Consider the following 11,807-nt stretch of genomic DNA (forward strand, 5'->3'; position numbering starts at 1 on the left):
CCGCCTCCATGATCGGCACAATTTCCGGGACGTTGTTGCCTCAGCGGGGTGGCGTGACCACGACTTCCGGGACGTTGTGACGATCATGGGGTTCACAGGCCGACCCTCTCGACGTGCGCGGTACGGGCGTCCTTGCGGACCTCGAACCGCACCGGGATCCGTTCGGCGAGCGCGGTCACGTGGGTGACCACCCCGACCATACGGTCGCCGCGCGCGGCCAGGTTCTCCAGCGTCGCGGTGACGGTGTCCAGCGTGGCGGCGTCCAGGGTGCCGAAGCCCTCGTCGAGCACGATCGACTCCAGGCTGGCCGCCGTCGTGGACAGCCCGGCGAGCTGCTCGGACAACGACAGCGCCAGCGCCAGCGAGGCCTGGAACGTCTCGCCGCCGCTCAAGGTCCGGACCGCCCGGCGCAGGCCGGCGTCGTGGTGGTCGACGACGAAGAACTCGCCCTTGTCGTGGCCGAGGTCGTACTGCCCGCCCGACAGCTCCCGCAGGATCTCCGAGGCCCCGTCGACCAGCGAGTCGAGGGCCTCCTCGAGCAGCCAGCGCTCGAAGTTGTTGGCCCGCAGGTGGGTGGACAGGGCGCGGGCCACCTGTGACTCGCGCTCGTGCGCGGCGCGCTGCTCACGCAGCCGGGCGGCGTCGGCGCGGCGCTCCTCGACCCGGCGCAGCGCCGCCTCCGCCCGCTCGACGGCCACCGCGGCGGCCCTGGCCGGGTCGTCGGTCGACGCGGCCAGGCCGGCGGCGGTGAACAGCGCCCCGATGCGGCTGCGGACCGACGCGGTGGCCCGCTCGGCGTCGGCCACGGAGGCGGCGGCCGCCTCCCGGGCCTCGCGCCGCCGCAGCAACTCCGCGGCGGTCCAGTCGGCGAGGGCGGTCCACGCGCCGGCCAGGTCCTCGCGGTCGGCCGGGGGCGGGCCGAGCCGGGCCAGGTCGTCGCGTACCCGGTCGAACTCGCGCCACGCCGTGCGTACCTTCTCTTCGGCGCGGGTGGCGGCGGCGGTGGTGCCCCGGTGCTCCTCGCGGGCGGCGCGGACCGCGGCGGCGGCCTCGTCCAGGCGCCGGGCCAGCGCGGCGATCGCGGCCAGTTCCCGCTCGATCGTGGCCGGGTCCGGGGCGTCGGCGAGCCGGCCGTCCAGCTCGGCCAGGCGGGCGGTCACCTGCTCGGCCCGGGCCCGGGCCGCGGCGAGGGTACGGTCGAGGTCGCGTACCGCGCTGTCGCGCTGCTTGACCACCTCGTCGGCGTCGTTGGCGGCCTTGCGTGCCTGCTGTCCGGCGGCCTTCGCGGCCTCGGCCGCCGAGCCGCGGACGGCTTTCGGCAGCTTCGCGACACTCTGCTCGCAGACCGGGCAGGCGTCGCCGACGCGCAGGTGCGGGCGGAGCGCGGCGGCGGCGTCCGCCGTCTGCGCCGCTTCGTACGCCTCGAACGCCTCCTGCAGCGTGGCGTTCGCCTTCGCGGCGGCGGCCTGTGCCTTGTCCAGGGCGGCCACCGCCCGCGCGTGTTCGGCCTCGGCGTCCGCGACCGTGTCGGCGAGCCGGGCGGCGTCGCCGGCCAGCCGGGCCCGCTCGGCGTGGGCGTCCAGCAGGCGGCGCAGCGCCGCCTCGTCCCCGGCGGCGGCCAGTTCCCCGCGCAGTTTCTCCTCGCGCTCCTCGGCCGTGGTCACCGCGACCGCCGCGCCGGCCACCGCGGCGCGGGCGGCCGCCGCGTCGTCGGCGACCCCGGCGACGCCCGCCGGCATGCGCACGGCGGCCAGCCTGGCGATCTCGGTGTCCAGCCCGGCGAGGGTCTCCCGCGCGGCGAGGGCGTCGCGGTGGGCCCGGTCCAGTTCGGGTACCACGGCGTCGACGTCCGCGGCGAGGGTGCGCAGCACGTCGACCCGGGAATGGGCGGCGGCCAGCGCGGCGTCGTCGGCGTCGGTGAGCCCGGCCAGCAGCCCGTCGCAGGCCTTCATCTGCGCCTCGGCCGCGGTCACCAGGCCGTTCGCCCGCTCCCGGATCTGCCCGTACACGTCCAGGCCGAGCAGGTTGACCAGGATTTTCTGCCGCTCGGCCGGCTTGGCGTGCAGGAACGCGGCGAAGTCGCCCTGCGGCAGGATGACGCACTTGGTGAACTGCTCGTACGGCAGTCCGATGATCTCCTGTACCGCGTCGTCCACCTCGGACGGCGTACCGGCCACGACCTCACCGAGGTCCTGCGCGGACAGGCCGGTGTCGAAGCGGGTCAGGTCGAAGCCGGCCGGCAGCAGCTCCATCGCGGCCGCCTTGGTCGCGACGCTGCCCTTGCCGTCACGGCGGACCACCCGGGTGAGCACGTACCGCGCCCCGGCCGACTCGAAGACCAGCCGTACCCGCGCCTCGGTGCACGAGGGCGCGAGCGCGTTGGCGATGGCGCGCCGGTCACCCCAGCGGGGCACGGTGCCGTACAGCGCGAAGCAGATCGCGTCGAGGATGGTCGACTTGCCCGAACCGGTCGGCCCGACCAGCGCGAAGAAGTCGGCGTCGGTGAAGTCGACGCAGGTCGGCTCGCGGAAGACCGTGAACCCGGCGAGGTCCAGCCGCAGCGGCCTCATGAGTGCGACACCTCCCCGTGCAACTGGTTGAACAGGTCGACGGTCGCCGGGTCGACGTGCCCCTTCTGGGACAGGTAGTCGGCGAACAGTTCGCCGGGGGAGCGGCCGGTGCGCTGGACCCGGGTACGGTCCGCGCCGGCCTCCGGGAGCATCCGCGGGTCGATGCGGACCTCCAGCGCCCGGGGCAGCAGCGCCTGCACCTCCTCGCGCAGGCCGGCGCGGGGCGCCTCGGCGACGTACACCCGCAGCCAGGCGTCGGCGACGTCGCCCGACGCCTCGGCGAGCGCGGCCAGTTGGTCGAGCGAGCCGCGTACGGTGCGCAGCGCGGTCGGGCCGGTGATCGGCACCTCGCGGACCTTCGCGGTGGTCGTCACGGTGACGTCGACGACCGACACCGAGGAGAGGTTCTCCTCCTCGCCGAAGTCGACCGCCAGTGGACTGCCGCAGTAGCGCACCGGTGCCGGGCCGGGTACCTGCTGGGCGCGGTGCAGGTGGCCGAGGGCCACGTAGTGCGCGGAGCCGGGGAAGACCGTCGCGGGCACCGCGTACCCCATGATCGTGTGGGCCTCGCGTTCGCCGCCGCCCATCGTCGCGCCGACCACGGTGAGGTGGGTGGTGACCAGGTTGACGGTGTCGACGCCGAACCCTTCGGCGAGCCGGGCGATCAGCCGGGCGACATGGTCGGCGTAGGTCTGGGTCGCCTCGGCGGCGGTCAGGTCGAACAGTTCGCCCGCGCGGACCGCGTACCGCTGGGACAGGAACGGCAGCGCGACCAGCCGCCACTCCTCGCCGTCGCGGGTACGCCCGGTGATCAGGTGGTCGGCGGGTCCCCGGACCGAGCCGCGCAGCGTGATGCCGGCGGCCTCGGCCCAGGCGCGCAGCGCGTCCAGGGCCGGCCCGTTGTCGTGGTTGCCGCCGATGGCCACCACGTCGGCGCCAGTGGCCCGCAGCGCGGACAGCGCCCGGATGACGATCCGGGTGGCCTCGGCCGTCGGGGTCGCGGTGTCGTACAGGTCGCCGGCCACGAGTACCAGGTCGGGCCGCTCGGCCTTGGCGACCTCCACGACGCCGGCGAGCGCCTTCACCTGATCGTCCACCCTGGACTGTCCCTTGAGTACCTTCCCGACGTGCCAGTCGGAGGTGTGCAGGATCTTCACGACCGTCCCTCCGGCGACCGTCCCTCCGGCGACCGGCCCCTTGATCGACGCAACTTGCCGGAAGTCGTGGTCATGGCGGCCCCCGGAGACCACAACTTCCCGGAAGTTGTGTCGATCAAGGGGGCGGTCAAGGGGGCGGTCAGGGTGGCGGTCAAGGGGGCGGTCAGGGGGGCGGTCAAGGGGGCGATCAGGGGGGTGGTCAAGAGGGTGGTCAAGGGGTCCTCCTCTAGAACGGGATGTCGTCGTCTAGAACGGGATGTCGTCGTCCATACCGTTGACCGACGCGCCGACGACCGCGAACGGGTCGCTCGCCTGGACGATCGAGCGCAGCGTGGCGTTCGGCGGGGAGCCCGCCTCCGACGGGCGGGTCGCCCAGGACGGGAACGGGAACTCCACGCAGAGCGGTACCGGGATCTCCGGCTGCGCCACGAACATCGTGCCCGGCTTGGCCAGCAGTGCGCGCTGGCGCTGCGCGGGCGGCAGGAACCCGTACTCCGGCCGGGACGCCTCGGCCGGGTCGAGTCGGCCGACCACCCGGATGGCGGAGTTGGAGACGATCCGCCGCTCCACCTCGCTCGCGGTCTGCTGCGCGCCGATGAGGACCACGCCCAGCGAGCGGCCCCGCTCGGCGATGTCGAGCAGCACCTCCTTGATCGGGCTGGACCCCTCGCGTGGCGCGTACTTGTTCAGCTCGTCGAGCACCACGAAGAGCAGGGGCTTCGCCGTGCCGGCCTTCTCCTTGCGCTCGAACTCGCTCTTGAGCGTCACGCCGACCACGAAGCGCTGCGCCCGGTCGGGCAGGTTGTGCAGGTCGACCACGGTCACCTGGGCGCTCTCGGCGGTGTTGATCGAGTGCGGGCGGCGCACCGCCAGGTCACCACGGATCAGCCGGGCCAGGTCCTTCTTGCTGCCGATGAGCCGGCGGGCGAACGCGTTGACCGTACCGAGGCCGACCGCGCTGCCGGCCCACAGCCCGCGGGTGGCGTCGTCGTTGAGCTGGTTGACGATGTGGTCGACGAGTTCGGCGTAGCCGCCGATCCGGACGCCGTCGACCGTGACCCCGCCGTCGGCGGGCACCGCGACCCGGGCCAGGTGGGCGGTCACCGCGTGGACCACCATCGTGTACTGCTGGCGCTCGTCGTCGGCGTCGGCGAACACGAACGGCAGCAGCCGGTTCTCGCAGAACTCGGCGAGGGTCCAGTAGAAGCTGTCGACGCCGGTCATCCGGCTGCTGACGTCGGGCGTGCCGGACGAGTCGCCGGCCCGTGGTGGGGCGTACACCCGCACGTCCGGGAACGGCCCGGCGGTCAGACCGAGCTTGTTGTAGGCGTCGATGGTCGTCTCGTCGAGCCGGGTGTTGGGGTGGTCGAGGAAGAGCAGGTCCTCGCCCTTGACGTTGAAGATCAGGGCCCGGGAGTTGGCCGACTCGCCGCCACCGCCGAGCGCGCCGCAGCGGAACACCGAGTACAGCAGGAACGTCGCGAAGCTGGTCTTGGTCGCCACGCCGGAGATGCCGGAGATCGACACGTGCGCGCCGCGGCTGCCGTCGAGGAAGTCGGCGTTGAGGTAGACCGGTGCGCCGTCGCGGCCGAAGCCCATCGGCACCTTGCGTTGCATGTTGTCGAAGTACAGCGCGCTGGCCCGGGCGTCGCCCTCGGCCCGGTGCACGATCGCGCCGGGCGCCGGCGGCACGTACACCTCGGGCTGTACCCGGGTGGTGGTGATCTCGGCGGCCTCCTGGACCTGCGCCGGCAGGGTGCCGTCGGCGATGGCGAACACGTCGGAGTCGAACTGGGCGCCCTCGTGGCGGGCCCGTACCGCGGTCACCACCCCGGCGATCGTCACCGTCGTGCCGTCGGGAAGCTCGCGGTTGGTCACGACGACGTCGTCGAGTTGCAGGTAGGCCTCCGGTGCCACGGCGACCCAGAACGTCAGGGGCGTGGCGTCGGCGGTGCCGAGCACCCGGCCCACCGGGTCGCTCATCGGGTGCTCTCCACTCGGAGACCCGGACCCGGCCGCCCGCCCGGTTCCCGCCGTCGCATCGACCTGTCCAGCCGCGTGCGTCGCGTCACGCCGCCCCCTCCCTGCCGTACCTTCTGGGCATCCTGCCCCACGGATGGCACGCATGTTCGTACACCACGCCCGTGTCCGCGACTCGTCACGACATCGAATCGGGTCAAAGTACGCGGTTACCCCAACGGGGACGGCTGTCCAAGGTACTCGGGCGTTGCCGATCGCTCGCCACGGGCGTCACCCGTCCGGGGCGGTACGAGGGTCGGTTCGGGGGGATTCGTCAGCGTGGGACCGCTCCCGGGCCGGGCCGGTGGCCGGAGTCGTCGGTCACTCGCCGGCCGGGCCGGTGACCGGAGGGGTCGGTTCGGTGGTCCGGTGCTGGCAGTCGCACCACGACCGCCCTGGGCAGTCCTCGTGGTGCTGTTCCCGGCAGGCCTGACAGATCACACCCCCAGCGTGCGCCCGCCCCCGGGCACGGTCAACAATGGCGGCACGATGACCCGCCGAGTCTTCCAACTGCGCGTGACGCTCGAGGACGTGGCACCTCCGGTGTGGCGGCAGGTACTCGTGCCCGCCGCCTACACCCTCGACCGGGTACATCGGGTGATCCAGTTCGCGATGGGCTGGCAGGACTGCCACCTGCACTCCTTCGAGATCGACGGAGAGCAGTACGGCGAACCGGATCCCGGCGGGGAACTGCCGATGCACGACGAGATGGAGTACCGCCTCGACGACGTCACCGGGCCGGGTTGCCGGTTCGGCTACGTGTACGACTTCGGCGACTGGTGGGAGCACGAGGTCGTGGTCGAGGACGTCCTCGCCGCGGACCCGCGGGTGCGCTACCCGGTGTGCGTGACCGGGGAGCGGGGCTGCCCGCCGGAGGACGTGGGCGGCCCGGAGGGGTACGCGGAGTTCGTCGCCGCCCTCGGCGACACCCGCCATCCCCGGCACGCCGCGATGGGGGAGTGGATCGGGCGCGTCTACGACCCGGAGGACTTCGACCCCGACCGGGCCACCACGCTGCTGCGGAGGCTCACCTGACGCCACCGGCTCCGCCTGACCGGAACGCCGGGCGCCGTACCCTCCGAAATCGTGACCTCGCCCTAGGTCTGAACCCGCGCCGCCGGGGAAGTTGCGATCGTCACAGCTGGTGGGTTTCCCGGTGTCGACACCGCCGCGCAACAGGACGGAAACGCGCGACCAGCACCCTTGAGCCAGTCGTCATACGACGGACGGAGGATGAGTGTTGCTTCGACTGCGGGTGAGCCTGCCGGACCGGCCCGGCTCGCTGGGACAGGTGGCGCGGACGTTGGGCATCGTCGGCGCCGACATCGTCCAGGTCGTGGTGCTCGAGCGGGTCGCCGGCCGTGCGGTGGACGACTTCACGGTGGTCTGGCCGGCGGCCGCACCCGTCGATCGGGTGCTGGCCGGTCTGGTGGCGATTCCCGGTGTGCGCATCGACGGCGCATGGCGGGCTACCGAGCTGCCGGACCCGTCCGCTCGCGAGGTCGCGATCGTCGGACAGATCGCCGCCAATCCGGGGTACGGACTCGCCACGCTCGTGGACGCGGCGCCTGGGGTGTGCGCTGCGGACTGGGCGGCGGTGCTGTCCGTGCCCCGGGACTGGGCGGGTGGCAGCGGGCTCGCGCCGAGTGTGGTCTGCGCGAGCATGCGGGCTCCGGTCGCGCCCCGGATACCGGATGTCGCACCGCTGCGCCCGCGCGCGCTGAGCACCCCGGACGGCGCCCATCTGGCGGTGGCGCCGTTCCAGCGGGGTGGCCTGGTCCTCGCCGTGGCCCGGGCCGGGGCCGACGGTGGCGAGTCCGGCCTGTACCCGCCGCCGTTCCACCGGGGCGAGGTGGACCGGTTGGCGCAGTTGGTCGAGTCGGTCGCCGTGGTGCTCGGCGACCGGCTGACCAACCTGCGCGGTGCGATGGCGTGACCGTGCGGTGGACCGAGGGTGCCGTGGCCGGGCCGTCGAGGGTGCGACGGGCCGGGCCGCGACGCCGTACGACAGGAACGGGTGTGGAGGAACGATGACGCTGTGGTGGGTCCGGGCGACCGTGGACGACCGGCCGGGCTACCTCGCGGTGCTCGCCGCGAGCCTGGCCCTGAGGTCGGTCAACATCCTGTCGGTACAGGTGCACGCGACCGAGGCGGGAGCGGTCGACGAGTTCCTCGTCGACGCGCCGCAGCGGCTGACCGCCGGGGAGCTGGTCGAGGCGATCCAGCGCGGCCGGGGCCGGGACCCGTGGGTGCGCCGCGCCGACGCCCGCGGGCTGGTGGACGAGCCGACCCGGGCACTGGGACTCGCCGCGACGGTGGTGGCCGACCCGAGGCGGCTCGGGCCGACGCTGGGGACGCTGCTCGGCTGCGAGGTCACGCGCGGCGGTCCGGACAGCCGGCCGGGGCTGACCCCGACCGTCATGGTGCTGGCCGACCCGGCCGGCGGGACGCTGGTCGCCCGCCGGGACGAGCCGGCGTTCACGCCGGCCGAGTACGCCCGCGCCCACGCGCTGGTGCAGGTCGCGGTGGCGAGCGGCGACCGGGGCCGGACGGTCGCCTGGTAGCGCGCTGTCGGAAAGGGGACTCCTGCTGTCAGGGGTCCCCTCTCTCGTGCCGCTACATGTAGCCTAACGACATGTTGCCACGGTACCTATCAAGCGCCGATCCGGCCCGGCTGGAGTTCGCCGTAACCGCCGCGACGCACTTCCTGTTCGTGCTGCTCACGCTCGGTCTGGTGACCATCGTCGCGGTCATGCAGACCCGGTACGCCCGCAGCGGTGACCCCGAGTTGGGTCGCATGACCCGGTTCTGGGGTCTGCTGTACGTGGTCAACTACGCCGTCGGCATCGCCACCGGCCTGGTGATGGAGTTCCAGTTCGGCCTCAACTGGGAGGGTCTGGGCGAGGTCGCCGGCGACGTGTTCGGCGCACCGCTGGCCATGGAGACCGTGACCGCGTTCGTGGTCGAGTCCACCCTGCTCGGCATGTGGATCTTCGGCTGGGGCCACCTCGGCCGCCGCCTGCACACCGCGCTGATCTGGGGCGTCGCCGCGACGGCGTACCTGTCGGCGTTCTGGGTCATGGTCTCCAACGCGTTCCTGCAACACCCCGTTGGGTACGCGCTGGGCCCCGACGGCCGGGCACGGCTCACCTCGTTCACCGCGCTGCTCGGTAACCCGGCGCTCGGCCTGGCGCTCGGCCATGTCGTCACGGCCGCCCTGCTGACCGGCGGCGTCTTCGTCGCCGGGGTCAGCGCCTGGCACCTGCGCCGGGGCGACGACCCGCTGTTCCGCCGGTCCCTGCGGTACGGGGTGCTGGCCGGCTTCAGCGGTGCGTTTCTCGTGGTGATGTTCGGTGGGCCGCAGTTCGAGGTGATCTCCTCGACCCAGCCGGCGAAGCTCGCCGAGGGAGCGGAACTGGCGCGGGTACAGGCCGACCTGGCGGCGCGGTACGGCCCCGGCGACTACGCGCCGCCGGCGTGGATCCACGACGCCAAGATCACCATGATGGCGCTCTGGGGCGTGCTGTTCGTCCTGATGGTCCTGACACTGTTCCTGCTGCCGAGACAGATGCCGCTGACCGGACGCACCGCCCGGGTGCTGCTCCGGGCAGTGGTCTGGTCGATTCCGCTGCCGTTCGCCGCCGCCGGATGCGGCTGGCTGTTCCGGGAGGTCGGCCGCCAACCCTGGGTCGTGTACGGGGTCCTGCGCACCTCCGACGCCGTCTCCCCGCTCAGTGGCGGGGCGCTGGCCGCGTCGCTGGTGGCGTTCGGGCTGCTGGTGGTCGGCCTGGCCGGCGTCGACTGGTGGCTGCTGGCGCGCCTCGCCCGGCGCGGTCCGGGCGACGAGTTCCTGCCCGTCGACGCGCCGGGGGCGGACGACAGGATCCTCGCGACGGTGGAGGCGTGATGGCGGAGTTCTGGTACGCGCTGCTCGGCCTGCTCCTGGTCGGGTACTTCGTGCTCGGCGGCATGGACGTCGGCGTCGGCCTGGTGCTGCCGCTGCTCCCCGCTCACCAGCGGCGCGCCGCGCTCAACGCGCTCGGCCCGTTCTTCCTCGGCAACGAGGTGTGGATCGTGGCGGCGGGCGGCGTGCTGTTCGCGGCGTTCCCGCACGTCGAGGGTGACCTGCTGGCGACCGCGTATCCGCTGGCCGCCGCGCTGCTGGCGGCCCTGGCCGCGCTCAACGCCGGGGTGCAGCTCCGCAGCCGCCCGGCCGGTGCCGGCGCCCGGCGCCGCTTCGACGCGCTGGTCGCGGCCGCGGCGCTGGTGCTGGCGCTCGGCTGGGGACTGCTCGCGGGAAACCTGCTCACCGGCCTGCCGCTGCGGGCCGGCGGTGGCCCGGCCCCGGTGAGCGCCCTGCTGGGCGGTTTCCCCACGGTGGTCGCGCTGGCCGGCGCCGCCCTCGCGGCCATGCACGGCAGCGCGTACCTCGCGTGGCGGACCGACAGTCCGGCCGCCCGACGGATCGGTACCGTCGCCGCGCCGTCGGCCGCCGCTCTGGTCACCGCGGCGGTCGCCGTCGGCGCCACCGACGCCCGGGTACGGGCGGCTGTCGCCCACCCGGTGGCGGCGCTCGTCGCGGCGGGGGGCGTGGTGGTCGCGGCCCTGGTCGCGTGGCTCGCACTGCGCGCCGACCGACCCCGGCCGGCGGTGGCGGCGACGGCGGTCGCGATGGCGCTGCCGGTACTGCTCGTCGGGGTCGCGCTCTTGCCGAACGTACTGGTGTCGACGCTGGACCCGGCCGCGAGCCGGACCGTGGCCGACGGCGCGGCCGGTCCCGCGACGCTGCGCCTGCTGGCATGGCTCGCCGCGCCGGTGGTGCCGCTGCTGTTCGCCTTGCAGGCCGCGACCTGGTGGTTGTTCCGCGGCCGGACCGCACGGCGGTGTTGGTGAACCATTGGATGGCGATCTGTGCGACCCTTGATCCGTGTCCGCAACAGCTTCTCGGCTGCCCGCGGTCGACGGGCATCTCATCGATGAGTATCTGGCCGGCCTGTCCCGCCGGCTGACCGGGCCACGACGGGTCAAGGCGGATCTGCTCGCCGAGGCCAGGGACGGCCTGGTCGACGCCGCGGAGGCGTACGCCGACGCCGGCCTGCCCGCGCCGGAGGCGACCGCCCGCGCGCTGTCCGACTTCGGCGGCTACCGGCAGGTGGTCGCCGACTACCAGGCGGAGTTGGCCGCGGCCCAGGGCCGGCGGACGGCGCTGCTGGTGGCGGTGGTGATGCCGGCGATGCTGCTGATGTCCCGGCTGATGTGGACCGGCAGCCCGTGGACGGAGTCGGGCCCGCGGCCGGTCTCCGGGTACCTCCTGGTCGCCTCCACCCTCGACATCCTCCAGCTGACGGCAGCGATCATGGCCCTGTTGACCCTGCTCGGGTACGGCTGGGGGAGCCGGTTCCTGCCGGCGGAGCGGGTGCCCGCCCCGGTGCTGCTGACCCGGCTCATGGGCGTGGGCGTGCTGGTCTTCGTCGCGGTCGAGGCCGTGACCGGATTCGTGATCTATGCGTGGAGCGTGCGGATGTGGCCGGTAGCGGCCGACTGGCCACCGATGATGGCCGGTGCGGTCCTGGTGCCGCTGGTCTTCATCGGCGTGGCCCGCTCCGGACTGCGCTGCCTGCGGACGAGCGCGCCAGGGTCGCTGCCCCGGCTGGGATGACAGGGTCGGTGCCTGACCGGGGTGACAGGGTCGGTGCCTGACCGGGGTGACAGGATCAGTGCCCCGGCTGGGGTGACAGGAACGCCCCGATCGTCGCGGTGAACTCCCGCCAGCTCGACCGCTCGGTGGCCAGGGTCTTCCGGCCGGCGGCGGTGAGCTGGTAGGTGCGCCGCTCGCGGCCGGACACGGTGCTCCACGTGCTCTCGACGTACCCCGCGCGCTCCAGCCGGCGCAGCGCGGGATAGACCGTGCCGGTCGGCAGGGACAGGGCACCGCCGCTGCGGACCTGGAGCGCCTCGATGATGGCGTACCCGTGGCGCGGCCCGTCGTCGAGGACGGCGAGGAGGAGCGCGTCCAGGTGCCCGCGCAGCGCATCGGCCTTCACGTGTAGCGAGTCTACGG

10 protein-coding genes are annotated in these 11,807 nt (G+C 73.6%); 6 read left to right on the forward strand and 4 right to left on the reverse strand.

Annotated features, from left to right (window positions below; translation table 11 throughout):
• Positions 1-92 precede the first annotated feature (92 nt).
• The 3 genes from ACNTMW_RS25190 to ACNTMW_RS25200 form a co-directional block, all read right to left on the reverse strand.
• Complete coding sequence (locus ACNTMW_RS25190; protein ID WP_426636264.1) at positions 93-2,570, reverse strand: AAA family ATPase; 2,478 nt, start codon at positions 2,568-2,570, stop codon at positions 93-95.
• Entirely contained in the window at positions 2,567-3,727 is a 1,161-nt protein-coding gene (locus ACNTMW_RS25195; protein WP_426636265.1) for an exonuclease SbcCD subunit D, read from the reverse strand. The genes ACNTMW_RS25190 and ACNTMW_RS25195 overlap by 4 nt, the downstream gene beginning before the upstream one ends.
• 246 nt (positions 3,728-3,973) lie before the next feature.
• Entirely contained in the window at positions 3,974-5,710 is a 1,737-nt protein-coding gene (locus tag ACNTMW_RS25200; protein ID WP_426636266.1) for an ATP-binding protein, read from the reverse strand.
• A gap of 525 nt (positions 5,711-6,235) precedes the next feature.
• Here ACNTMW_RS25200 and ACNTMW_RS25205 point away from each other — a divergent pair.
• The 6 genes from ACNTMW_RS25205 (at position 6,236) to ACNTMW_RS25230 (ending at position 11,405) form a co-directional block, all read left to right on the forward strand.
• Complete coding sequence (locus ACNTMW_RS25205) at positions 6,236-6,781, forward strand: plasmid pRiA4b ORF-3 family protein (RefSeq protein ID WP_426636267.1); 546 nt, start codon at positions 6,236-6,238, stop codon at positions 6,779-6,781.
• A gap of 202 nt (positions 6,782-6,983) precedes the next feature.
• On the forward strand, positions 6,984-7,682 hold the full coding sequence (locus ACNTMW_RS25210; protein ID WP_426636269.1) for an ACT domain-containing protein: 699 nt from the start codon (positions 6,984-6,986) through the stop codon (positions 7,680-7,682).
• A gap of 94 nt (positions 7,683-7,776) precedes the next feature.
• Positions 7,777-8,310, forward strand: coding sequence for a hypothetical protein (locus ACNTMW_RS25215; protein ID WP_426636271.1), 534 nt, complete (start codon positions 7,777-7,779; stop codon positions 8,308-8,310).
• 71 nt (positions 8,311-8,381) lie between these two features.
• Positions 8,382-9,653 carry a cytochrome ubiquinol oxidase subunit I gene (locus ACNTMW_RS25220; RefSeq protein WP_426636272.1) on the forward strand — a complete coding sequence of 424 codons (1,272 nt, stop codon included), beginning with the start codon at positions 8,382-8,384 and terminating at the stop codon, positions 9,651-9,653.
• Positions 9,653-10,639: a cytochrome d ubiquinol oxidase subunit II gene (locus tag ACNTMW_RS25225; protein ID WP_426636273.1), complete on the forward strand. Its 987-nt coding sequence runs from the start codon at positions 9,653-9,655 to the stop codon at positions 10,637-10,639. The genes ACNTMW_RS25220 and ACNTMW_RS25225 overlap by 1 nt, the downstream gene beginning before the upstream one ends.
• Before the next feature lie 34 nt (positions 10,640-10,673).
• Positions 10,674-11,405 carry a permease prefix domain 1-containing protein gene (locus ACNTMW_RS25230; protein ID WP_426636274.1) on the forward strand — a complete coding sequence of 244 codons (732 nt, stop codon included), beginning with the start codon at positions 10,674-10,676 and terminating at the stop codon, positions 11,403-11,405.
• 55 nt (positions 11,406-11,460) lie between these two features.
• Here the strand turns inward: ACNTMW_RS25230 and ACNTMW_RS25235 are convergent, their stop codons facing one another.
• Positions 11,461-11,790 (reverse strand): PadR family transcriptional regulator, encoded by a 330-nt coding sequence (locus ACNTMW_RS25235; protein WP_426636275.1) that lies wholly within the window; start codon positions 11,788-11,790, stop codon positions 11,461-11,463.
• Positions 11,791-11,807 lie beyond the last annotated feature (17 nt).

This window comes from Planosporangium spinosum, assembly GCF_049999945.1.
Classification (GTDB): Bacteria; Actinomycetota; Actinomycetes; order Mycobacteriales; family Micromonosporaceae; genus Planosporangium; species Planosporangium spinosum.